Annotated in this window: 18 protein-coding genes and 1 other annotated feature; of the genes, 9 read left to right on the top strand and 9 right to left on the bottom strand. The window is 40.1% G+C overall.

The features are described from left to right. Positions 1-308: 308 nt before the first annotated feature. On the bottom strand, positions 309-2,123 hold the full coding sequence (locus J8L97_RS00240) for a bifunctional diguanylate cyclase/phosphodiesterase (RefSeq protein ID WP_211047459.1): 1,815 nt from the start codon (positions 2,121-2,123) through the stop codon (positions 309-311). A 171-nt stretch (positions 2,124-2,294) separates the two neighbouring features. Continuing rightward, positions 2,295-2,606 (bottom strand): DUF6172 family protein, encoded by a 312-nt coding sequence (locus tag J8L97_RS00235; protein WP_211047458.1) that lies wholly within the window; start codon positions 2,604-2,606, stop codon positions 2,295-2,297. 501 nt (positions 2,607-3,107) lie between these two features. Here J8L97_RS00235 and J8L97_RS00230 point away from each other — a divergent pair. Next, the gene (locus J8L97_RS00230; RefSeq protein WP_211047457.1) at positions 3,108-3,401 is read left to right on the top strand and encodes a PAAR domain-containing protein; all 294 of its coding nucleotides are present in this window, start codon (positions 3,108-3,110) and stop codon (positions 3,399-3,401) included. Positions 3,402-3,445: 44 nt separating this feature from the next. Here J8L97_RS00230 and J8L97_RS00225 read toward each other — a convergent pair whose 3' ends face one another. Genes J8L97_RS00225 through J8L97_RS23335 form a run of 3 tightly spaced genes read right to left on the bottom strand, consistent with a single transcriptional unit; the run spans position 3,446 to position 6,649 of the window. Beyond that, positions 3,446-4,681: an anthrax toxin-like adenylyl cyclase domain-containing protein gene (locus J8L97_RS00225; RefSeq protein WP_211047456.1), complete on the bottom strand. Its 1,236-nt coding sequence runs from the start codon at positions 4,679-4,681 to the stop codon at positions 3,446-3,448. A 9-nt stretch (positions 4,682-4,690) separates the two neighbouring features. Continuing rightward, positions 4,691-5,128: a hypothetical protein gene (locus J8L97_RS23340; protein WP_247688476.1), complete on the bottom strand. Its 438-nt coding sequence runs from the start codon at positions 5,126-5,128 to the stop codon at positions 4,691-4,693. A 57-nt stretch (positions 5,129-5,185) separates the two neighbouring features. Further along, on the bottom strand, positions 5,186-6,649 hold the full coding sequence (locus tag J8L97_RS23335; RefSeq protein ID WP_312037101.1) for a Cache 3/Cache 2 fusion domain-containing protein: 1,464 nt from the start codon (positions 6,647-6,649) through the stop codon (positions 5,186-5,188). A 494-nt stretch (positions 6,650-7,143) separates the two neighbouring features. Here J8L97_RS23335 and J8L97_RS00215 point away from each other — a divergent pair. Next, positions 7,144-8,312, top strand: a protein-coding gene (locus tag J8L97_RS00215) for an IS3 family transposase (RefSeq protein WP_211047455.1) whose coding sequence is annotated in 2 segments (ribosomal slippage) — positions 7,144-7,423 and positions 7,423-8,312 — 1,170 coding nt in all. Because the reading frame shifts where the segments join, the coding sequence is not laid out codon by codon here. After that, positions 7,422-7,538 (top strand) — a sequence feature (AL1L pseudoknot). (Overlaps the previous gene by 117 nt.) A gap of 820 nt (positions 8,313-9,132) precedes the next feature. On the opposite strand, the gene J8L97_RS00210 is transcribed toward J8L97_RS00215, so the two are convergent. The 3 genes from J8L97_RS00210 to J8L97_RS00200 are packed head-to-tail and all read right to left on the bottom strand — an operon-like array spanning position 9,133 to position 10,394. Continuing rightward, complete coding sequence (locus J8L97_RS00210) at positions 9,133-9,348, bottom strand: 2-hydroxymuconate tautomerase family protein (protein ID WP_211047454.1); 216 nt, start codon at positions 9,346-9,348, stop codon at positions 9,133-9,135. A 41-nt stretch (positions 9,349-9,389) separates the two neighbouring features. Next, the gene (locus J8L97_RS00205) at positions 9,390-9,767 is read right to left on the bottom strand and encodes a nuclear transport factor 2 family protein (protein ID WP_211047535.1); all 378 of its coding nucleotides are present in this window, start codon (positions 9,765-9,767) and stop codon (positions 9,390-9,392) included. Positions 9,768-9,791: 24 nt separating this feature from the next. Next, on the bottom strand, positions 9,792-10,394 hold the full coding sequence (locus J8L97_RS00200) for a glutathione S-transferase family protein (protein WP_211047453.1): 603 nt from the start codon (positions 10,392-10,394) through the stop codon (positions 9,792-9,794). A 251-nt stretch (positions 10,395-10,645) separates the two neighbouring features. On the opposite strand from J8L97_RS00200, the gene J8L97_RS00195 reads away from it, so the two are divergent. Then, the gene (locus tag J8L97_RS00195; RefSeq protein WP_211047452.1) at positions 10,646-11,524 is read left to right on the top strand and encodes a LysR family transcriptional regulator; all 879 of its coding nucleotides are present in this window, start codon (positions 10,646-10,648) and stop codon (positions 11,522-11,524) included. A 106-nt stretch (positions 11,525-11,630) separates the two neighbouring features. On the opposite strand, the gene J8L97_RS00190 is transcribed toward J8L97_RS00195, so the two are convergent. Next, complete coding sequence (locus J8L97_RS00190) at positions 11,631-13,136, bottom strand: MBL fold metallo-hydrolase (protein ID WP_211047451.1); 1,506 nt, start codon at positions 13,134-13,136, stop codon at positions 11,631-11,633. Between the two features lie 212 nt (positions 13,137-13,348). Here J8L97_RS00190 and J8L97_RS00185 point away from each other — a divergent pair, with 212 nt between their 5' ends. The 6 genes from J8L97_RS00185 (at position 13,349) to J8L97_RS00160 (ending at position 24,642) form a co-directional block, all read left to right on the top strand. Further along, positions 13,349-15,457, top strand: coding sequence for a winged helix-turn-helix domain-containing protein (locus J8L97_RS00185; protein ID WP_211047450.1), 2,109 nt, complete (start codon positions 13,349-13,351; stop codon positions 15,455-15,457). Between the two features lie 429 nt (positions 15,458-15,886). Then, positions 15,887-16,057: a methylation-associated defense system helix-turn-helix domain-containing protein MAD1 gene (gene mads1, locus J8L97_RS00180; RefSeq protein ID WP_211047449.1), complete on the top strand. Its 171-nt coding sequence runs from the start codon at positions 15,887-15,889 to the stop codon at positions 16,055-16,057. Positions 16,058-16,070: 13 nt separating this feature from the next. Beyond that, a complete protein-coding gene (locus tag J8L97_RS00175; RefSeq protein ID WP_211047448.1) occupies positions 16,071-16,991 on the top strand; it encodes a restriction endonuclease in 921 nt (306 codons plus the stop codon). Positions 16,992-17,044: 53 nt separating this feature from the next. After that, on the top strand, positions 17,045-19,663 hold the full coding sequence (locus J8L97_RS00170; protein ID WP_211047447.1) for a type I restriction-modification system subunit M: 2,619 nt from the start codon (positions 17,045-17,047) through the stop codon (positions 19,661-19,663). Between the two features lies 1 nt (position 19,664). Next, positions 19,665-20,831 (top strand): restriction endonuclease subunit S, encoded by a 1,167-nt coding sequence (locus tag J8L97_RS00165; RefSeq protein ID WP_211047446.1) that lies wholly within the window; start codon positions 19,665-19,667, stop codon positions 20,829-20,831. Between the two features lie 19 nt (positions 20,832-20,850). Next, positions 20,851-24,642 (top strand): type I restriction endonuclease subunit R, EcoR124 family, encoded by a 3,792-nt coding sequence (locus J8L97_RS00160; RefSeq protein WP_247688475.1) that lies wholly within the window; start codon positions 20,851-20,853, stop codon positions 24,640-24,642. Positions 24,643-24,769 lie beyond the last annotated feature (127 nt).

The following is a 24,769-nucleotide window of genomic DNA, read 5'->3' as shown; positions in this document are numbered from 1 at the left end:
CGTTAGGTCACATTTACTCAAGGCTTATCGACTGCATTGAATAAAAAATCGAATTTACCTACTAAAGTATATATCAACTGTCATCATGCATTCTAAGGACGACACAGCTATTTAACCTCAGGTTTGGATAAGGGTTTTGGAATAGAAGATGTTTTGAAAACAAACTTACGTACAATCCAATGATGATATTTTGTTCAATATCAAGGCGCTTTTATGCAGTAATAGCGGGCTATTACAAATGAAAGCAACGCCGAGAGTGAGAAAAATAGCTTTATTGGGCAAATTTGCTTATCCACAGCTGAGGTTATTTAAACGGAACACTCGTGTACTGTCGTTTTTATTCTCACTATCGGGGCCGCTGGTTTACGACGATTGCAAACAAACAAATAACTATTGCGGTAGCGTTTCGCTTCTTTTTTGGCATCCGTCGCCAATGCAGCTACCTGATGACTGTTATTACAACTTTCTAAATCAGGTCTGACTAACCCGATTGACAGTGTTAATAAAGGCACAAACTGCTTTTGACCTTCCCTATTTGTCGCCCAATACCCCCCCGCTTCAACATGCTCAGATGTAAAAAATGCTTTCGACTGCAACTCAAACTGATTAATTATCTGATGACATAAGCGCTCAGCATCATCACCATCAAATACCACCATAAAGTCGTCTCCCCCTATATGCCCCACAAAACAGCTGCTTTGATCGCACACTTGAACCGTCACATCGGCCAATAACTTGATCACACTATCACCGCTTGCATAACCATATAAATCATTGAATTGCTTAAAATGATTTAAATCCACATAGGCCAATGAAAAGGTATTTTGTCTGCGTAAACGTTGTTCAATTGCTTCATTAATGGCTACGTTGCCTGGTAGCATAGTCAGAGGGTTTGCATGTTGAGCATGACGTATTTTTTCTTCGGTTATGTGCTTTAAAATATCTCGCAGCGGTGCAAGTCCTAGGTACTTAAGATCTCTCGTAACAATAATATGGCGTCGAATATCAAATTCTTGTTCTGTGATCTGCTGACTTACGACATCAAGCTTGGCGTTTTCATCGACAACAAGGGGCTGTTTATCCATCAGTTCAACAACCGACTTTTTAGCATACAATGCGTGACCATAAGGCGCAGCAAAAACTTCTGTCAGCTGATCCCGATGCAACAACCCAACAGGCTGTTGTTTCGCATTGATAACTGCTAAGCTCATCAGTGATTTATTCTGTTCAAACCGTTTATGGGCATCTTTACAGCGCGTACTTTGCCCTATTGCATCTTCAATTTGCGCTAAACACCCAACCGACATCGATGTTTCGTTATGATTACTTTGAGAACGTAAGTTCAATTGAGTGACTTGACTGGCTTCTAGTGCACGTGGGGGTTGGCGAGCGGGTTTTGCCAACAGAAAACCTTGTGCATGCACTATGCCCAGTTTTTCGAGTAGAGTGAGCTCTTCTAACCGCTCAATACCCTCTGCAATCACTGATGTTTTAGTGACTTTTGCCAGCTCAATAATTGATTTTAAAAACTCTTTTTTAACAATACTTTGATCACAATAATCGATAAAGTATCGGTCAACTTTAACAAAATCTGGACGTAATTCTGACCACTGCTTTAATCCCGAGTAACCCGCCCCTAAATCATCAATGGCAATACTAAAGCCTAATTGACGATAATGCTCGATGGTTTTGAGTAGCAAAAATCCATCGTCTACTTTATCTTGCTCTGTTACTTCAATGACGACTCGATTTGCAGACAAGCCATATTTTTCAACTAAGTGTAACGTTTCACCTTTGGGGTGACTTGGATCTAATAGCGTATTTGGGCTAACATTGATAAACAGCTTGCCTGGTAAATCCTGCTCAACAAACCGTGCGATAGCCTTTTCACGACACAACAGTTCTAATTCCGACAGCTTTCCTTGTTCACTGGCTATACAGAATAGACGCTCTGGAAACTCTAAACTCGTTCCAGAAATCCCACGACTCAAGGCTTCAAAGCCAAGAATATTCTGCTTAGAAATATCATATATTGGCTGAAATAAAGTACGCACAGCGCCCTGCTGCAATATATCTTCTAACGCTTGTAAATCAAGCAATGTTCTATTTGGCGCATTGTCCACTGAATTCAGACCAAGTTATTGAGTGATAATCGAACAAGCTACCAAGGTTGTATGACGTTTTTATTGCAACGCGCCAGTATGTCCCTATAAAGCGATATATGGCTCTGTTGTACACATAAAAAAACCAGTGACAAAGCACTGGTTTTTTATCATCGAATAATATGTTAGTAATTATTCAGCATCATCATAATCAATATCATCAGAAGGTGTTTTAAAACCTTCCTTTACGAGCACTTCTAAATAAAATGACGGTTGTTCTAAACGTGCTGCTTCATCGATACACTTATTAATTTCATGTACTTTGATAACATCTGCTTGCGACTCAGTGTGACCAAATCGACAATCGAAATCCCAATAATCAACCCCTGTTGGCAATGTCTTATTGCGCTCTCGACGAAGGTATTTCTTCACTTCATATTTGATTGCGTCAACTAAACGCGCAGGTTTCAACTTAGGGTGTGTCAAAGCAAAAGTTTTTTTCATGATGATCTCAATGTCAGGACAGTTGTTGTTACAGTCTGCCGAGTGATGGAAGTTAGTCTAACTATTTTACTGTAATTTATTGATGGTAGCGAATACTAAAAAGATATTTATGTAACGTCAGGTTTGGATAAGGGTTTTGGAATAGAAAACGTTTTGAAAACAAACTTACGTACAATTCAATGATGATATTTTGTTCAATATCAAGGCGCTTTTATGCAGTAATAGCCGGCTATTACAAATGAAAGCAACGCCGAGAGTGAGAAAAATAGCTTTATTGAGCGAATTCGCTTATCCAGAGCTGAGGTTATATAGACAGACTTCGGTATTTTCCCCGCAAACTTAATGGACGCAGTGTTATACGCTAGTATCGTACTACGGCATCTGCAATAAATGACATTCAGCTCTGCCTGATGTGTGACAAAATATAGGTCAATAGATTGCAGTTCACGCTAAATTACGTACACTCATTCTGTATAACATAAACAATACAAGCGAATAAAGATGCTAGGATTACCCGCTGCGAGAATCACGGATATGCATGTTTGCCCTATGGTCACTGGTATAGTGCCTCACGTTGGAGGCCCGATTTCTGGACCAAGTGTACCAAATGTATTAATTGGTAGCATGCCTGCTGCTGTAGTCGGTGACTTAGCGGTCTGTGTTGGACCTCCCGATAGTATCGTAAAAGGCAGTGTCACCGTTCTGATCAGTGGCCGACCAGCTGTAAGAATGGGCGACATGACAAGCCATGGAGGCAATATCATATTAGGGATGCCTAACGTGTTGATTGGCTAATTTTTGTGCGTTGAAATGGCTGTTAAAACAGCCATTTCTTCAATTTACAACCCCAATGTCAGATTTTGATACTCTTTCAATGGAAAACCCTTCATTGAACCGTGCCTATCAAGCCACTCGACCAAAATTTTCATCCATTGGTAACCCAACTTGAAATTCCAGATAGGGTTAAATAACGGAACATATTGCATTTGCACCAACTGAGCACGTAGCGTCTTCACATCTTGCTCACTTTCCATGATCCAAATGCGCCCATCAGGAAAATACACAACCGCTTCATAATCAATTTCATCAACCATAGGCCGACCAGCCTCATCGCTGTGATGCACCACCCAACCACCACTGCCTGCTTTCATGCATCCAGCATTTACCCGTACTGCAATTTCTTCCAATAGTAGGGACAAATTGCCCGTGTGTGCACCTTCCTGGCGGCCGTATTCATCATAAGTACGAATAAATCTATCACTGCCATCTACATCGCGTTGTAAGAAGTTATCTTTTTTACCGTTGGTTGCAGCCCTTACAACTTGCTGCTCTTCTTCAGAGAAAAAGCGCTCCTTAGGGAAAACCCCCCATAAGTCATAATCTCCAGTCTGAACACCTTTAAAATTAGAAGGCGCTTTAGCACCATATCCCAAAGGGTTTGTTAGCCCACACAACTGAGTGTAAGTTTGCCCTGACTCGAGCGTAATAACCTGCTTTCTGGCACCCGTGCACGCTTGAGCTAAGGCGTTATCTGGTGCATAACATACCGCCCAATCCCCGTTCCCTGGGCTATACGCTTTTGAGCCTTGTTGTAATGTGGCGACCTTAATCAAAACAAATTTATGATGCTGCCCGTCTTTTGCCGCAGCCGTAATGTTATACATATCATCACTGACTTTCTCTTCTTTGTAGTGTTTTTTCGCTCGGATCATCAATGCTGGCAACCCACTGCGACGCACTTCAGATATATACAATGGAATCGCCATCGCACCATACTTATTTATCGCCTCTGCAACTTTATTTTCTTGCCACCCAATTGCGCTGCCTCCTGTGCCTTTCTTCCCAAGTGCAGGATCGGCTAGTACAAAACCTGACATCGGACCCCAATCACATGATTTCGCTTTTACATGATAGCCCTTGGTCGCATAACCTTCATTAATCAACTGTGTGGCATAGATCCCCACTGCACGGGTTGAAACAACACAGTTTGTTTCTTCTGCAACCTTTGCAAACACGGCAGAGTGTGCCTCAGGTACACCCGCTAATAACTCCGCATTTTCACTGCCACTCTTCACAGGTTCTCCTTAATAATATGTCGAAATTGTTGTCATAAAAATCAGTGTTGTCAGCACTGGCCAAAACCATATGCCGGCAATTTTTTTGTAAAGTTTGGCATTACCGCGTGTCGCTTGCGCTTTATAGTATTTGTGCGCGATAAACATGAAGATTGACGCTAAGAAATACAGCAGAAAATAGAATATTTCAAAGTACACCACTTCATCTATTTGTAAGTGCTCACGGATGCTGTAATGCGCTAGCAATATGGTAAATACAACCGCTGTAATATTGTTCCTCAAGTCGCCATATGGGGTATATGCCATACTCACAATACATGCATACAATAAGCACACCATCACCATAACTGGTAATAGCGTCGTAACAAATGGGTCTAAGAATTCGCGCTCAATGTTAATACTGTAATTAAGTTCAGGGCTAATATCTTGATTGACAAAGCTATCCATTCCAAAGTTCGTATTGTAGTTTTGAAACGTATACTTAAAGTAACTTTGCTTGAGGCGTCATTCTTCCATCACAATATCTTTAGCCATAGCAGGATTATCTCTTTTTCCTAACTTTTCATAAGCTTCTAAGTCTGGTACCAATACAATACTGCTGCCCAAATCAGCTCCTTTAAGCCTCAATACGATATTTTTATGGTCAAATGGATATTTAGAGTAATCAAATTGCTGACGCGTAATCACTGAAAAGTACCAACCAACAACCAAACCGCCATCATTTAACTCTTTGCGGTATTGCTCTGTTATCGTTGATTCTATTGCTTCATTAAAGTTCACGCTGGCCGGGATCACATCGCGTTGCTTCGCCGTCAATTTTTGCCATACTAACCCCGTTAAGTGAACATTATTGGCATTTACAAACTCAATAGATTCAACATAAATACCTGTCGCCACATAGTTAGGCTCAGCAATGCGCATTTGCAACATGCGATTACGATAACTGGTCTCAAGTGCTTCTCGTTGTGCGGTTGATGTAATCACCACCGTACTGTCTTCTTCTATCGAGTTAAAACTCCGTGCAAACTCCAGCACAGTCACGGTGCTAAAAACCAATATGAGTGACACTGAAATATTATTCTGCGTCCAATTAATTTTACGCTGGCGAGTCAATAGAAAGATAGCAAACATCAATGCCGCAGCATAACAACTGACCGCAACAATATTCATTTGCCGCCTAGCATCTTTATCCATTTCGAACATATCCGCCGACATACGTGTGATCAAAACCCAATCAGTATGGGGGATCTTGGTACACGCGGCGTAATGTTCATCATTATCCATGGTTTCGCCATTAAAAAATAAATACGTCAAATCTTCGACAAAACAACCCTGTACTTTTTTTAAAAATTTAAACTCTGAATGTTCAGATAAACTCGCAGCATTTTCCCCTTCACGTACAAACGAAAATACCGGATGAGAAATCAAATTTTGCTGAGTCGAAAAAATAGTGCCGTAGCCACCTAAGCCAAATTTTAACTTCTTTAATGACGTTGTTAAATAATCTAAAGACACGTCGGAGGGCACCACCCCAATGGGCGCATCACCATTGCGCTGCGCCTCGACAGATGCAAAGAAAGGAACTGAGTAAGTACTCATTAACACGCTATTCTGCGGCTCGTAATAAGGCTCCGTCCAAATAGGACCTTCTTTTAATGGACGATGGTACCAACTAAACTCAATGTCAGGTTTATCATAATCCACCAAATTAAATTGACGTTCGACGCCCGTTAAGCGTTCAAAATAAGGGCTAAAATAGCGAGTGTAGCGTTCAAACTTATAGGGGTGAAACGTAACATTGAGAGAGAATAAATCCAAATTGTTATTGAACTCTTGCTCAACCATTTGTGGCACCAGCTGCTTATCTTCCAAAGCTGTTATACTTTGTGCGAAATTATCTACTGCGCTCATAGTCGCTGCTAACTTATCCCCCACTTGTTGGGCTGCGGAAAAAGTCTGTTGCTGCACTTGTGCCCGGATCTCACTCTGAAACCGACTATGTTTTTGATAAATAATAAAAGTACAGTACAGCGCTCAGCACACTAAATATAAGGCAAACAACTAAAACTGGCGTTGCTAACTGATTACCAATACTTTTCGCCGCTTTGATACTTTCTTGAGGGCTAATCGTCATTGTTCGTTTTTACTTTCATTTAATTTAACACACTCAAAGGTCATCTACGTTTTTCGAAAACTAACTATAGTAATGCCTGTAAAAAAACACCATGACCTTAATATTACATCGCATTTATACATGCTTAATGCTTTTGTCCTGCAATCACAGTATAACTGCTGTTCAATTTCTCAAGTTCCATGGCCAATGTTTGTAAAGCATTGCGCTCAGACTGAGCCGCGGCATTGAGTCGAGTCATTGCCGGCCTCCTCGGGCTGGTTCGGTGAGTTGCATCCAACTGAATCGCCCCGTGTTTGCCAGAGACTCTATAACTTGAGAAACTGGAACTATGAAAAAATCAAATCGCGATATATCAGAATTTCGTGAACGTGCAATTAGGCTTGTTACTACACAACAGCATGAATACCCTTCTCTTTGGGCTACGCTAGTATCGATTTCAGATAAACTTGGATGTAAACCAGAAATACTTAGAGCATGGGTCAAGAAATCTCAAGCTCAACCGTCTAAACCATCTTCTAACACTCAATCAACTGAAGAACGACTTGCCGCTTTAGAGCGCGAGAATAAAGAACTCAAGCGAACAAATGACATTTTGAGGCAGGCCGCCGCTTTTTTCGCCCAAGCGGAGCTCGACCGCAAACAGAAATAAGCGTGGCTTTTATAGATGCTTGTCGTGAGCATTACAGTGTCGAGTCAATTTGCAAGGAATTACCGATTGCACCATCAACGTATTATTCTCATAAACAGATACAAAGGGAGCCTGAGCGACTGCCTAACCGCAAAAAACGTGATGCTGAGCTGATGATACTCATTCGCGAAGTGTGGGAGGATAATATGTCAGTTTATGGTGCAAGAAAAATATGGAAACAGTTACAGCTTGACGAGCATCAAGTCGCTCGCTGTACGGTCGAACGATTGATGCGAATTATGGGCATTCAAGGTGTTCGTCGGGGGAAAGCACATAAGACAACGATACCTGACGAGCAACAAGATAAGCCATTGGATTTAGTTAATAGTCAATTTACTGCTGAGCAGCCGAATCAACTTTGGGTCGCTGATATTACCTATGTTGCCACATGGAGTGGCTTTGTTTACGCCGCTTTCGTGATAGATGTATTTTCACGATACATTGTAGGTTGGCGTGTATCAACGACAATGCACACAGAGCTTATTCTTGATGCGTTAGAGCAAGCTATTTGGCATCGTGGTAACCCCGAGGGGTTAATTCACCACAGTGACAGAGGCAGTCAATATTTATCGGTAAGGTACACTGAGCGACTTACTGAAGCTGGAATTCAGGCCTCTGTAGGGAGTGTGGGTGACTCTTATGATAATGCATTGGCTGAAACAATAAATGGTTTATTTAAAACAGAAGTTATTCGCAGAAATGGCCCGTGGAAAAATGTTGATGCTGTTGAATACGCAACGTTAGAGTGGGTTAATTGGTTTAAAAATCAACGCCTGTTATCTTCAATTGGGTATATTTCACCAGCTTGAAACAGGCTACTATGATAACTTAAATCAGTCAGGTAAAGTGGCTTGACTTAAACAACCTGGTCTCCGATGAACTCGGGGCGATTCACTAGACTGGGCAACATTCAGTAGGTTTCTTAGCTCTCTAAATTTCGCGCGCTGTTCTTTTAAGTAAATACCAACGTCTAATTCACTGTCTTGAGTAAATAGCAACATAAATGGCTAGATACTACTCCCTTGTAATTGCGATAAATTATAGAAACAGTTTGGAGCATATTAAGATAAAGTCAAGATAAGAATACACAGCCCCAACACCTCACACCACTTAACCAAAAATCTTATAATTAATTCCACAACCGTGACTAAAAAACACCTTAACCTTTGATAAATAACAAATTAAAATTTACACCACATCTCCATTTTTAATTCACTTTTTAGGAGTATTAAGCACTTAATTGGGTTTATATAATGATACTGAAATGTAATTAATATATTACAAAAAAGAATAAATTCCTCAGCAAAAGCAATAGATTTGTACTGAATTTATTCCATAAGAATACATCGATGTACACAATGACATAATGAATATTTCAAGTTAAACACTCAAAACTGTCTTCAATTAGAACCCAAGGCGACATCATGTAAACATGTAAAAAAGCAGGTGATATAACCTATTTTAATCAAGTGCCGATAGGTCCCTGTTCTTTCCCTGAATGTTTTAAAGGTAAACCACGGAAGCCTTATTAAAATGGCTAACGAAGCGTTAGAAGTTAGATAAGCTCATAAATTGAACTTATCTAATTAAATCACTATGACAGGTTGAGTTAAAGCGCTCCCTTTCGCTTTAACTACCAACTACTGTGGAACACTTTCTCAATTGAGTCACTTGCTCGAACCCGATTCCCCAGTTATCAGTACTCACTTCTTCAATCACCACAAACGTGGTAGCGGGATCTTTATTTAACACATCGACCATTAGCTGTGTGCACCCTTTAATAATGGTTTTTTTCTGGTCATTACTAACGTGTTCATCTGTTATTTTCACATTGATATACGGCATATTTTTGTTCCTTGTACATGAGTTTATGTATTTCTTTGGAGTCATTGCCCCTTAAGGTCCGTATACATTTTGCTGACTACTTGCCATTTCCCGTCTTCTTTAAGTAATCCTAAGAAATCAATATAATCAAATTCAAATATCGGGCAATGAACCTTAGCCATTGCTTGGTCTTTCACAACATCTACAGCCAATATTTGAAATGCATAGGGTTGATTGATGTGAGCTGGTACTGGTCGTTTATCAACATCGTTTAACCACTGTACCAAGGAGCGCCTTACTCCTGGTGCTTTTAGCCACACATCAGGATGAAATATCACTTTAAGCTTTTCAGCATCACCTTGATACAACCCTTCAAAATAGCATTGCAGTACATGTTCCACCGCAGCAAAGTCCTTATTCTGATCATCAGCAACTTGCATCACTTCCTCTCCATCAGTACGAAACTAGTTTTTTAACGTGGCCGCTTCCGCTTCATCGGCAAGTATAAAGCTCGGCATCGCTTGTACCCGTGATAGCATTGTTGCGGTTTTTTCTCCTATGGTAATTTCAATAGGAAAGTAATCTCCCCATCGTGCGTATACCGCGAGCATAATATCGGCAGCTGAGGGATGCTCGCCGCCTAAAAAATCCTGCTCCGCTAAACGATGCTCTACAATCTGCCATAACTGGCTAATACACTTCGCAGCACGATTTAATGTTTGCTGCTTTACTTTTTCATCATCGATATTCTGCGCCAAAAAAAATAATCGACCATATGCTGGATGCATCGTCGCGTTGGCAAACATGATATCTTGAATAGCCAGCTGCTTATTTCCCTGTGGAAACAACATATTCTGATGTTTGCTTAATATGTGTAACATGATCGCTGCCCCTTCAGTTAACGAGCGATCCCCATCTATTAAGACTGGTACCGTCGCAACCGGATTTACATCGGTGAAATTGTCGAGCTGACTTACTTCGATAAGTTTTACAGCTTGGCCTAGTTCACGTAATACAACATGAGTCGCAACAGAACATGCACCTTGTGCGTAATAAAGGGTATACATTACTTCTCCTTAAAAATAACACTGCTTAATTTGTTAATATCACCGCCAGTCAACCTTTCCTGACGACCCATCCTGCACCACGCACTCATGTCACAGGACAGCAACATATTAGCCATTCAATTTGTTTCCATATATAACAATAATGTGCATATACTGTTCTCAAATAGAGAACAGTTAGCACATACCAAAACACATAAACCACGGCAAAGAAGTGGGTATATAAAGCACATAAAAAATAGGGAGGATGTACCATGGATAAACTACGCGCCATGCAACTATTCGTTAAGCTCGCAGATTTAGGCAGCTTTACGCGTGTTGCTGAGCAAGTAAACGCATCAAAATCCATGATTAGTAAAGAAATTTCGAGATTAGAATCTGAGCTAGGTACGCGCCTGCTTCATCGCTCAACCCGAAATGTACAGCTGACTCACGCAGGAGAAGGGTATTTGCAACGTGCGCGTGAGATCTTAGCTAAAGTCGATGATGCCGATAATTTTGTCACTGATCTTCAACACAATATCCGTGGCAAACTCAAAATTAATGCCCCGATGGCATTGGGCCTTACTGATTTATCGATGCTATTTGCTGACTTTATGCACGCTCACCCTGATATCGAACTAGACATTCATTTAGGAGATGAAAATATCGACTTAGTTGAACAAGGTTTTGATTTAGGCTTTAGAGCATCCAGTACACCCATTGATGTAAACTATGTCGGCAAAGCACTTACTCAATTTACCTACAAAGTCTGTGCTGCCCCTCATTATTTAGCCCAACACGCTGCAATCTCAACCTCTCAAGATTTAAAAGATCACAATTGTTTTGTTTATAGCTACTTCCAGCACAAAAATATTTGGCCCATAGAGGATGGAATTGCTGTTAAAGGACGATTACGCGTAAACAACACGCAATTTATGATGGCCTCAATTCAAAAAGGGTTGGGCATCGGTTTTATTCCTGACTTTGTTTGCCAAAGCGCCATAGATAAAGGTGACGTAGTGGAAATATTAACTGACGCAACTAAGCCCAAATTAACCTTATACGCACTCTACCCAGCTCGGCATTTCGTACCCGCCAAACTAGTCACCTGTATTAATTATTTAGAGCAATGGTTTGAAAAAAAAAATTAGCATAAAAAGGTCGTTAAATACGACCTTCCCTGCAAATACAGTAACCGTATTTATAGTGGATATGAACACTAAGTCGCTACTGCACTCGTTCAATCAACCAAGTACACTAGCCACATTGCATGGCTAATGCTTGGGCTATATCTGATTGCCCCAATATGCGAGCATGGTGTGAAGAAACGTAATGCTTAACCGGCAAGCCTAATTTGCTTATTTTACTAACAAGTGTTTTTAAGCGTGAGTAAGTATCTAAGCTTGGCCAATTATTAGGGGAATGAAACGCGCTATTATAACTGCTGCCAAACATATCTTCACTAAACAGTATTTGCTCCGCTGGTAAATACATCACTAAATTGTGATCCGCATGACTATTTGGCACATCAAGTAACCTTACTTTTCCACCGGCCAATATCGTCTGGTTTTCTACCTTCACAATACGATCAGAGGGTAGATCAGGGAGGTGCTTTTTAATCCCGTCAATCGACGTTGGGTGTGCTAACAAATCTGCACCTTGAGCCACAATCTCTTTTAAACTCGACATATGATCAGTATGGTGATGGGTCACTAAGTGTTGTTTGACGGGTTTCTTATTCCCAGTAGTTGCCCTCAACAATGCAAGACTTTGTTGCCACGCGAGTGAATTATTCGCCTCACCCCACGCACCTGCGGAAATAAAATAGTCTCCCACATCTATAAATAATGTATAACCCCAGCCTTTACCGACAAAATACACCCCCGTGGCAAGCTCTCTTATGGTCATGCGAGATACGTCATAAAATGTATCAGTCGACGCACGCGAATAAGCCTTTGGCAAAGCAAAAATACGTGCCTGAGGTGGATCAAAATCCAACCCCCTTGAGTCCGTATAGTAAACAACCTGATTTGCTGTGCTCACAAACATGTTTTTTGCCCATACGATGCCATTTTTACGCTGATGTTCAAAGAAGTCATAGCTACGTAACTGCTGGCCATGTTTTTTTAATAACCGACTCACATAGCCTGTTTGCTGATCAATGAACACAGTGTACGCATCAAGTGTACTGTCATTCACTATTAACACATGCTGTGCGCGACCTTGAATGTAAGCTTCATCCACTAAACGCGCATGCATTCTCTGACGTACTAATTGCCTCACGATCAGTGGATCTAACAGTCGGCTAAAGCCTAAATCCGCATTGCTAAAATTCACTCTATGACTCTCAGTGTAGTTTTTTAAACAATGATCGGCTGTATACCCTTTTCCTTGTATAGATAGTCGATGAGTGCGCGTTTTATTCTTAACATCATGGTTGCCAATTAAGCGAGTCGTGTGCTGCTCCAATACCTTTTGTTCATTCTTAAAATCTATATAAACGTCAATCTGCTCGTTGCTCAAATGCTGGGTCATTGCGCCTTGTGACGAATACCCGCTTTGCATTTGAAAAAAGTGCTTTATGTTATCTCGATAGGTTATGTGTTTTAAATTCAGTAACTGCTCTCCCCCATAGGCAGAAACTGCTTTATCAATAATCTTGCGCTCAACTTCCCCCGCCATTGTCCCGACTGAACACAACAAAATTAGCATTGTCATCGCACACCACGCCATCGCCTTTCTATACACGCTATTCCCTTTCATTCATACCACCTCAGATTGAATTATTATGATTTGAGCCGATTAAATGCTATTTTCCTAGGTACACACAATAAAATGTACCTGATGAAATCATTAGGAATTACTGATGCTAAATATATGTATATTATTCAATGCATTATTGGAGTTAACAGCTCGACAGAGTGCGCAAGAATCCATTATATTCTTACTATTCAAGGTCGTAAAATGTAGGCACTATGTCTAAGGTAAATACTTTTTCTGTCGCTGGATTTGATATAAATCTCACGCGTTCGACAATCGTAAATCATCAGCGCCATACACATATTGAACCCAAAGTTCTCAAAGTGTTGTTATTGTTGGCACAACGACAAAATGAAGTGGTGACCCACCAAGAAATTATGACGCATGTTTGGGCTGGCACTGAAGTCGTACCCAATGCGTTACAGCGCTGTATTGCCATACTGCGCAAAGAGCTAGGAGACAATGCCAAAGAACAAAAGATTATCGCAACTCATCCGAAAATCGGCTATCGACTCATCGCGGATGTAACATGGCAAGTTCCTCATAAATCTGCCGTTCAAAACAATGAAAATGCACAGGTTACTTCATTGAAAAAGCCTGTGCTTTATACCTTGTTTAGCCTCGTGGTCGCCTTAATTATCACATTATTGACGATGAGTTATTGGCCAAAAGAAACGGCGTCAGCATTTCAAACCGTCTCAGTATTAACCCACACTGATGCCCATGAAAGCCATGCTATATTTAACCCCGATGCCAGTTACCTGATATTTAACCGATATGCCGGCGCATGTAAAAGCCATTTATGGGCCAAACACCATACCACTGGGAAAGAAACGCAGCTCACCAAACATGCCGGTTATTATGGCGCAACCAGTTTCACACCAGATGGCCGAGAGCTGGTATTTTCAGCCAAAACTGACTGTAATAATACACCATCAACAACAGAGACCAATAATGTGAACAACGCATGCTGGAGCATTGCCACACTTGATTTTGCGCAGGCTCTATCTGCACCTGTTGCGCCACAGCAGCGCTTTTTGTGCCAAGTAAATACCCTTAAAAAACCGCTGGCACTGTCAAATCATAACTATGTTTTTTTACACTCGCACGCGGGCCAATATAGCCTGATGCGATATAATGACTTGAACAAATCTATACAGGTTATTTATGAGCATAAACAAGATGTGATATATCATTTTGACTATGACACACGACATCAGCGTTATGCGATTATCAGCCGCAGCCCACAGCTGAGTACCTACCTCACCTTGCTCGATAAAAACGCCAAACTACTGAGTAAAAGCCCCATAGAACTCCCCAACAACGTCAGTAAATATACAAACGTATTGGCAAATTTTGACGCACAAGGACACGCCTTACTCGCCATTCTAAATGGGCACTTATACACCTTAGAAATAAACGGGGGCTTAACTGCGCAAAAAACGCCTCTTAGTAACTTTGTTTCTGTAGAGCAACACCCTAATGGCCACTCACTGATAGCCGTCGTGGGTAATAAAGACATAGACATCGCACAACTAAACAGCAGCACCACAAACACTCAACGGCATAAATCGCGGTTAAATAGCCAATCATTACCTTTTACTAGCTTGGCGCGCACGTCAGCGCAAGAACGCAATGCCACATATCAACCTCATGGCGACAACATCGCGTTTATTTCAGATAGAAATGGTCATGATCAACTTTGGCTTTGGCAAAATAGCCAGGTCACTCAAGTCAGTTCTCATACTGCTCGGCACCGTATTCACAATTACAGCTGGTCACCTGAAGGGAAACGTATGGCTTGGGTGTCTAACGATCAACTCATGATCTCTGACTTAAAAGGCAATATATCGACAGTAAACACTAATAAACTGTTATATTCTGCGTTAACTTGGTACACCGACAATCACATTCTGGTGTTATTACATGACCCAGTGCAAAACGGGCTTTATGACCTTAATATCTCCACAAACACCCTAACGGCACTCAATATTAACCATGTAGAGAATGCGTGGGTCAACCAAGAACAGTTAATTTATAGCACCTTAAACGGGCGAGTTTTCTCACGTGTATTCAATGAGACCCATGCACCCAGCCAGCATTTAACAGCACTGAATGGCAAAGCCATGTTTTTACATGATCAACAGCTTTATAGTGTGAACCCAACAACGAAAACCCTCAATCAATACAATCTCACTGGACAACGCTTAAAAACCGTCATGCAGCTCAAAGATACTGCATGGAAAGTCACAGATCTTAAAGACAATAAACTATTATTGAGCCAATTTATCGCCATTAACCAGGAAGTTGTTTTGTTGGAGTAAACACCTTTGTATATTTCAGACAGCAGCACAAATGCATGGTATTGTATTGACTTTTAATAACATACCCATTTGATTTTCGAACTCGTTTCATCGATGTTTTTTCAGTCGTTCCACCTTGGATATAAACATTAATAGACTCATAGCTCAGTACTCGTTCACCTTTTGCATTTTCTTCTTCAAAAATCCAAAGGCGAATTCTAGATAAAGTACCTTTTAGAAAATTATTAGGTGATGGCCGCTTTAACACATAGCAACCAGATTGCCTGTCTAAATCATATGAAATTAGGAAAAAACAAAAACTGATAGTTTAATGATAATTGGTGATATCCAATGATATTTTTAGATCACCGCACAGTGCTTACTTACTGACTTCTTGTTATTTCCGCAATTTTCTCATATTCTATCTTTGTTCATTATAGAGATAGAGCAATGACAGACGAAATACTGACAATTCAAGAGGTTGCAACATACCTAAAGTTGAATGAAAAAACGGCTTATCGCCTAGCGAGTGAAGGAAAGCTACCGGGGTTTAAGGTTGGCGGGTCATGGCGGTTTAAGCGTATTGATTTAGAAAAATGGATTGAAGAACAAAAACAATAAATAAGGATATAGTGTGATCCCCAATTATCAACAATTTATGCGTCCTTTTTTGGAAGCCGCAAATGCAGCAGATGGCAATGAAATAAAGCTTCGTGATGTCATTAATCAACTTGCCGAGCAGTTCAATTTATCTGATAAAGAAAAGTCTGAAACGCTGCCAAGTGGCAGGCAAAGTATATTAGATAATCGAGTTGGTTGGGCACGTACATATTTAACCAAAGCTGGTTTGTTAGAGGCTACTCGTAGGACACATTTTGTTATAACTCCTCGCGGCAAAGAAGCCCTGTTAGAAAATGTGGATATCAACAATAAATATTTCAAGAAGTTTGATGAATTCATTGCTTTTAAGCAAAAAAGTAATGATGACATCGAAGCTGAAAGTGAATCCAATCTCCTTGAGCAAGAAAACATTTCAACGCCTGATGAAATATTAAGAGCTGCGTATAAAAAAGTTAATGAAGCGCTAGCCCAAGATATTTTAGAACGCACCCGAAAAGTTACCCCTGATTTCTTTGAAGATTTATTGATCGAGCTTCTCATTGCTATGGGTTACGGTGGTGCTGGCGAAGGCGCAGCACATGCCCTTGGTAAAACGGGAGATAATGGTGTTGACGGTGTTATTGACCAAGACCCACTAGGTGTCGATCAAATATATATTCAAGCTAAACGTTACGCTGAAGGTAATAACGTTGGTGCTGGTGACATTCGAGACTTCTTCGGTGCGTTAAACCTTAAGAAAGCACAAAAAGGTATCTTCATTACAACATCTGAATTCACAGCATCAGCAAAACAAACGGCACAAGATTTAGGTACACGTATCGTACTGATTGACGGAAATGAATTAGCGAAGCTCATGCTGAGATATAACATTGGCAGCAGAGATGAACAGGTATTACACCTGAAGAAAATAGACGAAGAATTTTTTGAAGCTTAAACCATAGACTCATGTGTTTAGGCTCTACTTAAGAATTAGGAACAGTTTTAACTATGAATAAGCAACAACTAGCAGCCAAAATCTGGGAATCAGCCAACCAGATGCGTTCTAAAATTGAAGCGAACGATTACAAAGATTTTATTTTGGGCTTTATTTTTTATAAGTATGTCAGTGATCAACTAGTCAGCTTTGTAAAAGAACAAGGCATGACTGAAGATGATATAAAAGCCTTAAGTGAAGACGATCCAGAAACCCTAGAATACGTGAAAAAAGAGCTAGGCTATTTTATCTCTTACGATAATTTATTTTCTACTTGGGTTGATCCAAAAGCAGATTTTGATGAATCAAACGTGCGTGATGCGCTATCTGCCTTTGCTAGGCTTATCCATCCAAATCACAAAAAATTGTTTGAAGGTATTTTTACCACACTTGAAACGGGTCTTAGTAAGTTAGGTGAAAGTTCAGGTAAACGTACTAAAGCCATCAGTGATCTATTACACCTAATTAAAAGCATCCCTATGGACAGCAAACTTGGTTACGATGTGCTGGGTTATATCTACGAATATCTAATTGAAAAGTTTGCTTCAAATGCAGGTAAAAAAGCAGGCGAATTTTACACGCCACACGAAGTGTCATTGCTTATGTCCGAAATCACCGCGCATGAGTTAAAACATAAAGACAAAATTAAAATTTACGATCCAACTTCAGGCTCAGGCTCATTACTGATAAACATAGGTAGCTCTGTCGCTAAATATGCAAAAAGTAAAGATGACATACAATACTTTGCGCAAGAACTAAAAGAGCCTACCTATAACTTAACTCGTATGAACCTAATCATGCGTGGTATTAAACCAAACAACATCACCACCCGAAATGGTGACACCTTAGAAGATGATTGGCCATATTTTGATGAAAGCGACCCACTAGCAACTTACGAGCCTTTGTATGTAGATGCAGTTGTATCAAACCCGCCTTATTCACAAGCTTGGGATCCAAGCTTTAAAGACAGTGACCCTCGCTACTCACGCTTTGGGTTAGCACCTAAAACAAAAGCTGATTTTGCCTTTTTATTACACGACCTATACCACCTAAAACCCGATGGCATTATGACCATTGTATTACCGCACGGTGTCTTATTCCGTGGCGGCGAAGAAGGTGTAATTCGAGAACAGTTAATTGAGCAAAATCACATTGATGCCATTATCGGTTTACCGGCCAACATCTTTTTTGGCACGGGTATTCCAACCGTTATTATCGTATTGAAACAAAAACGACAAAACACTGACGTACTGATTGTTGATGCCTCTAAATACTTTGTTAAAGAAGGTAAAAACAATAAGTTACAAGCGTCTGATATTAAGCGTATTGCCGATGCTTATATTAATCGTGAAAGTAACGACAAATTCTCAAAAGTAGTAAGCAAGCAAACCATTTGCGACAACGCTTATAATTTAAATATACCGCGTTATGTTGATTCTTCTGCCGAAGCACAAAGTTGGGATTTACACGCTACCATGTTAGGTGGTATCCCCAACAATGAAATCGCCAGTTTACAAAGTTATTGGCAAGCCTTACCACACCTGCACGATGCTTTATTCAAGCCAAAATCCGCAGCATACAGTGAGCTTGCCGTTACCAAAGAGTCGGTAAACGATACCATTAGCCAACATCCGCAAGTGCTGGAGTTTATTACCACTTATAACCAAGCTTTTACAGGTGCTAATGGTAATAATAGCTATGAGGACTATTTAAATACTACCCTTATTCAAGAGTGGCAAACCGTTAATCGTGATCAAGTCGAAGCAGACCTTAGTGAAGAGTTGTTCAGCCGCCTAGCACCCATTGCCCTTATTGATAAATACCAAGCTTACCAATATCAAAATAACCAATGGCAAATCATTAGCGCCGACTTAGAAATGATGCAAACCGAAAGCTTTGCCGCCACTAAACAAGTGGATGCCAACATGGTGATAAAGAAGAAGGCAGGTAAAGATACCGAGGTGCAAGACCCTAATACCCCTTGGAAAGGCCATATACTGCCGTTTGACTTAGTGCAACAAACTCATTTGAGCGAAGAATTACAAGCTTTAGCAAGACAAGAAACTCGTTTAAGTGAAGTCGCCAGTAGCCTAGAAGGCATTTTTGAATCCTTGACCGAAGAGGATAAAGAGCAAGACACCGTCAAAGAAAGTAAAGACGCTTTTGTAAATGCTGAAGTTGGTAAAGCAGCTAAAGCATTCCTAAAAGAGCAAAAAGACAGCAAAGTTAAGTTTGAACAGGAAAGCTACGAAGCAAAGATAATTGCAGCTAATAAACTAATTAACGAAGAAAAAGCCTTGAAAAAAGCAGTTAAAGAAGCTGCAATGGCCTTGCACCTAAAAACAAAAAACACCATCGAAAATTTAACCGATGAGCAGGTGAATGAACTATTATATCTAAAGTGGATTGAGCCACTTAGCCAAGAATTGGCCGCAATGCCAAGCAATATTATTCGCCAACTCACCCTTCAAGTTCAAGCCCTTGCCGATAAATATGCGACAACTTATTCACAAGTAGCGAGTGAAATAAAAGCCACCGAACAAGAATTAGCCGAAATGATGGATGAACTGACGGGTAATGAGTTTGATCAGCAAGGCTTGGTAGAACTGACCAACTTGTTGAAGGGCGAATAAGATGAATGTAGAAAAGAAAACCCCTGAAATACGGTTTAAAGGTTTCGATGGCGAATGGAAGCTGTTCTCATTAGGAGAACTTGGTTCAGTTGCAACAAATAAGCGTATTTTTATTCATGAAACTTCGTTAATCGGCGATGTACCTTTTTATAAAATTGGTACTTTTGGCAGGGAGCCAAAACTGTTTATCTCTCAAGAGCTTTTTGATGATTATAAAAAGCGATATCCGTTTCCTGAAAAAGGAGATCTATTATTTTCAGTGATAGGTAGCATAGGTAGAGTTGTAGAATATACGGGTGAAGACGAATATTTTCAAGATTCAAATGTTGTATGGCTTAAGCATGATGGCGCTATTGTAAATTCATTTTTAAAACAATTTTATTCTATCGTGGAATGGGAAGGGATAGAAGGAAGCACAATTAAGCACCTATATAACCGAACTATCCTAGGGACAAAAATTCAGACGCCTTCCAGAGAAGAACAAACCCAAATAGGCAACACCTTCCAAAAGCTCGATAGCCTAATTAACCAACATCAACAAAAACATGACAAGCTCAGTAACATTAAAAAAGCCATGCTGGAAAAAATGTTTCCTAAACAAGGCGAAACCACCCCAGAAATCCGTTTTAAAGGGTTTCATGGGGAGTGGGAGAAGAAGGCTATTTGTGACCTATTTACTGTTACTCGTGGTAGTGTCTTGGCTACAACGAAAACAAGCCCAACACCAAGTCCTGACAAATGTTATCCAGTATATTCATCACAAACAAAAAATAATGGTTTGATGGGTTTTTATCATGAGTACTTATTTGAAAGCGCGATCACATGGACAACTGATGGCGCTAATGCTGGTACTGTAAATTTTAGGGAAGGAAAGTTCTATAGCACGAATGTCAACGGCGTCCTCTTGTCAAATGAAGGTTATGCAAACAACGCTATTGCAGAAATATTAAACAAAGAAGCTTGGAGACATGTTTCTCATGTCGGTAATCCTAAGCTAATGAATAATGTTATGAGTGCAATAAAAATAACAATTCCCAACTCTGTTGAAGAACAAACCGCCATAGGCAACTACTTCCTAAAGCTTGATGACCTTATTAACCAACACCAACAAAAAATCACCAAACTTAATAACATCAAGCAGGCCTGCTTGAAGAAGATGTTTGTCTAGCAAGGAGCATGATAGAAACATGACTACGTTTAAAACCGAAGCACAATTTGAACAGGCTTTTATTGAAATTCTTAGGCAAAAGGGCTGGGGTGAGTATCCTGTTCTAAAAAATAAAACTGAGGCTGATTTACTTCAAAACTGGGCGACCATTTTATTTGAAAATAATCGCCAACGTGACCGTTTAAATGATGTACCGCTTACGATGAGCGAAATGCAGAAAATTATTGAACAAATAAAAGAGCTGAAAACGCCGCTCAAGCTCAATGGTTTAATAAATGGCAAAACGGTTGCTATTAAACGTGATAACCCTGCCGACCCTGAGCACTTAGGCAAAGAAGTCAGCTTAAAAATATATGACCGCCAAGAAATAGCCGCAGGCCAAAGCCGCTATCAAATAGTACAGCAACCTAAGTTTGAACGCGGTAGTCCACTTCGTAACGACAGGCGTGGCGATGTATTGTTATTAATTAACGGTATGCCGGTGATTCATGTTGAGCTTAAGCGAAGCGGTGTACCAGTAAGCCAAGCGGTAAACCAAATTGAAAAATACAGCAAAGAAGGCATTTTTAGTGGGCTGTTTTCACTTATTCAAGTGTTTGTGGCGATGGAACCGAACGAGGCCAAATACTTTGCTAACCCGGGACTAGACGGTAAGTTTAATCCTGACTATCAATTTAACTGGGCTGATTTTATGAACGAGCCCAAAAACAACTGGAAAGATGTTACATCTGACCTGTTGTCGATTCCTATGGCACATGAATTAATCGGCTTTTATACCGTGGCCGATGATACCGATGGCGTGCTAAAGGTAATGCGCAGTTACCAAATAGCAGCCGCCAAAGCTATCTCCGATAAAGTAGCTAAAACAAAGTGGAAGCAAATAGGCTCTAATAGTGACCGATTAGGCGGTTTTGTATGGCATACCACGGGTTCAGGTAAAACCATGACCAGCTTTAAATCAGCGCAGCTCATTGCACAGTCTAAAGACGCTGATAAAGTTCTGTTTTTAATGGACAGAATTGAGCTAGGTACCCAGTCGCTAGAAGAATATCGCAACTTTGCTGGTGATGGTGAAGAGGTGCAAGCCACTGAAAATACCGATGTATTAGTCACTAAACTAAAAAGCTCTAAACCATCTGACACCTTAATTGTTAGCTCGATTCAAAAAGTAAGTAATATTTCTGACACCGTTGATGATGAAGGTACAGTCACTAACTCGGCTGATCTTGAAATAATGCGTTCAAAACGCATTGTATTCATTATTGATGAAGCGCATCGCTCTACCATGAGTGCGGGTAAAGAAGATAACGAAGGTATGTTAATTAAGATTAAAAAGACATTTCCTAACGCTTTATTTTTTGGCTTTACCGGCACACCAATTCATGATGAAAACCAAGTCAATAAAAACACTACCGCAGATGTTTTTGGTGACGAGCTGCATCGTTATAGCATTGCTGATGGAATTCGGGACGGTAATGTATTAGGTTTTGACCCTTATAAAGTACCTACCTTTAAAGACAGCGATTTAAGAAAAGAAGTTGCCTTAGCCCAAGCTAAAGCCGATTCTGTAGTTGATGCGATGGCTGAACCTGCGAAAAAGAAAAAGTTTAACCACTTTATGAACGACGTGGCTATGGTAGGCCACAAAGATGCCATGGGAAAGTACCACAAAGGAATTGAAGACTATGTACCTAAAAGCCAATATTTAACTGATGCCCACCAAGAAAAAGTGGTAACGGATATTTTAAATGAATGGGATGTGCTTAGCCAAGGAAGTAAATTTCACGCGATTTTAGCAACTAACAGTATTAGTGAGGCTATTGATTACTACCGTAGGCTAAAGGTAGCGAAGCCCGAGCTGAAAGTATCAGCTTTATTTGACCCTAATATTGATAATGATGGTGGAAACGACCGCAGCCCAACGTTTAAAGGTGATGGCCTAGACGAAATAATGGCCGACTATAATGAACGCTACGGGAAGAAGTTTGACTTTGCTCGCCATGCAGCCTTTAAAAAAGATTTAGCCGCACGTCTTGCTCATAAAAAGCCTTACGAACGTATTCATACTAAGCCTGCTCAGCAATTGGATTTACTGATAGTAGTCAACCAAATGCTAACCGGTTTTGACTCCAAGTGGCTCAATACCTTGTATTTGGACAAGGTAATGGAATACCAAAATATTATCCAAGCATTTTCACGTACCAACCGCTTATTTGGCCCCGATAAACCACATGGCATCATTCGCTATTACCGCTACCCACACACTATGGAGCAGCACATAAATGATGCGGTAAAACTCTATTCTGGTGACCGACCTATTGGTTTATTTGTAGACCGCATAGAAAGCAATCTTGAAGCCATGAATGATTTATCGGCTGACATTGCCGAGCTGTTTGAAAGTACGGGTATTGAAAACTTCGAAAAATTACCTGAAGATACAGAAGCTTGTGCTAAATTTGCTAAATTATTCAAAACATTTAACCAACACTTAGAGTCGGCAAAGGTGCAAGGTTTGCGCTGGGATAAGCTGACATATGCATGTGGTGAAAATAATGAACACGAGGTAACGCTTGCACTAAATGAGCAAACATACATAAGCCTTGTACAACGTTATAAAGAACTAGCAAGTAAAGCAGAAAATGTTAGCACTGGTGGGGCTGAAGTTGCCTTTGATATTAGTGGCTACTTGACCGAGTTTTATACAGGTAAAATTGATGCCGACTACATGAATAGTCGCTTTGATAAATATTTAAAAGAATTAGATCAAGGTTATGATAAAGCCTCTACTGAACTTACACTTAACGAGTTGCATAAATCATTTTCATCACTTACTCAAAGCGAGCAAAAATACGCTAAATTGTTTTTACATGATTTACAGCGTGGTGATGCGCAGTTATCTGAAGAAAAAAGCTTTAGAGACTATATTAATGATTACCAAGACAATGCGGAAAATGCTCGAATTAACGTTGTTGTGGAAGTACTTGGGCTTGATAAAGAGTTGCTTATAGAGTTAATTAAAAGCGATATTAACGAGAAAAACATAGCTGATTTTGGACGATTCAATGCGCTTAAAAATAGTGTAGATAAAGCAAAAGCTAAAGTTTATTTTGAAGAGAAAGACGGCAGCACAATTCCTCCATTTAAACTAAACATCCGTATAGATAAGTTTTTACAGCAATTCATTCTAGAGCAATCTGAAGATTTATTTAGTGATACATCAGCAGAGTTGGTTAACGATGCTCAGACTACAACTCCTTCACCTTTATTGCTTGGTGATAAAAAGTTATATCGGACACCCCAAATTTCAAAACTTCAGCAATCACAAGAGTTAGTCCGCATCAAATTATCAATTGACGCCGTGTATGAACACAAACCAGAGTCATTATTCACCACAGGGTATTACGCAGAGCTTAAGCAACTTGGAGTAGTATCAGATTCAATACTAGATGTAACTATAAGTACATTATCAGAGCTTGAATTGATGAACAAAGACAATGGGTTGCCCTTATATAGCGAAGGCGAAGATGGTGTAGTTTGGTCACTCCAGAAGGCAAGCGAGGGTTCGATAACTTTAGAAATAGTACTAAGTTACATTGCCTCAGGAGTTGGCATAGGAATAGGAACAGTTGCACCCTTTGCTTTTTTAAAGTTTCTTGAAAAATATCCGAAATATGCTGATGGGTTTGAAAGATTAAAGAAAGATCTTTTTGGTCGGTATCAAAAGCCCGATAAAAAGCTTGTTATCATAACGGATAATTTAGATGAAGAGCTTAAAAAACTAAGAACGAGTCAAAAAGTCCAAAATATGTAAACATGCCTTTCAAGAAACGAAGACTATCTATATGGCTTAACTATCAATGATTTAAGCTATTTTAGCTGTATATTATAAAGAGATTGTCTTCGTTGCTGAATCAAAAGTCTTCGTTTTATTTATCAGA

It is taken from the genome of Pseudoalteromonas sp. MMG012 (genome assembly GCF_018100875.1).
Lineage (GTDB): Bacteria > Pseudomonadota > Gammaproteobacteria > Enterobacterales > Alteromonadaceae > Pseudoalteromonas > Pseudoalteromonas aurantia.
This window is presented reverse-complemented; position numbering and strand designations above follow the sequence as displayed.

Excerpts from the sequence above, each read along its gene's own strand:
- J8L97_RS00235 (WP_211047458.1), bottom strand. The coding sequence starts at position 2,606 with ATGAAAAAAACTTTTGCTTTGACACACCCTAAGTTGAAACCTGCGCGT.
- J8L97_RS00230 (WP_211047457.1), top strand. The coding sequence starts at position 3,108 with ATGCTAGGATTACCCGCTGCGAGAATCACGGATATGCATGTTTGCCCT.
- J8L97_RS23340 (WP_247688476.1), bottom strand. The coding sequence starts at position 5,128 with ATGGATAGCTTTGTCAATCAAGATATTAGCCCTGAACTTAATTACAGT.
- J8L97_RS00210 (WP_211047454.1), bottom strand. The coding sequence starts at position 9,348 with ATGCCGTATATCAATGTGAAAATAACAGATGAACACGTTAGTAATGAC.
- J8L97_RS00205 (WP_211047535.1), bottom strand. The coding sequence starts at position 9,767 with ATGCAAGTTGCTGATGATCAGAATAAGGACTTTGCTGCGGTGGAACAT.
- J8L97_RS00200 (WP_211047453.1), bottom strand. The coding sequence starts at position 10,394 with ATGTATACCCTTTATTACGCACAAGGTGCATGTTCTGTTGCGACTCAT.
- J8L97_RS00195 (WP_211047452.1), top strand. The coding sequence starts at position 10,646 with ATGGATAAACTACGCGCCATGCAACTATTCGTTAAGCTCGCAGATTTA.
- J8L97_RS00190 (WP_211047451.1), bottom strand. The coding sequence starts at position 13,136 with ATGAAAGGGAATAGCGTGTATAGAAAGGCGATGGCGTGGTGTGCGATG.
- J8L97_RS00185 (WP_211047450.1), top strand. The coding sequence starts at position 13,349 with ATGTCTAAGGTAAATACTTTTTCTGTCGCTGGATTTGATATAAATCTC.
- mads1 (WP_211047449.1), top strand. The coding sequence starts at position 15,887 with ATGACAGACGAAATACTGACAATTCAAGAGGTTGCAACATACCTAAAG.
- J8L97_RS00170 (WP_211047447.1), top strand. The coding sequence starts at position 17,045 with ATGAATAAGCAACAACTAGCAGCCAAAATCTGGGAATCAGCCAACCAG.
- J8L97_RS00165 (WP_211047446.1), top strand. The coding sequence starts at position 19,665 with ATGAATGTAGAAAAGAAAACCCCTGAAATACGGTTTAAAGGTTTCGAT.
- J8L97_RS00160 (WP_247688475.1), top strand. The coding sequence starts at position 20,851 with ATGACTACGTTTAAAACCGAAGCACAATTTGAACAGGCTTTTATTGAA.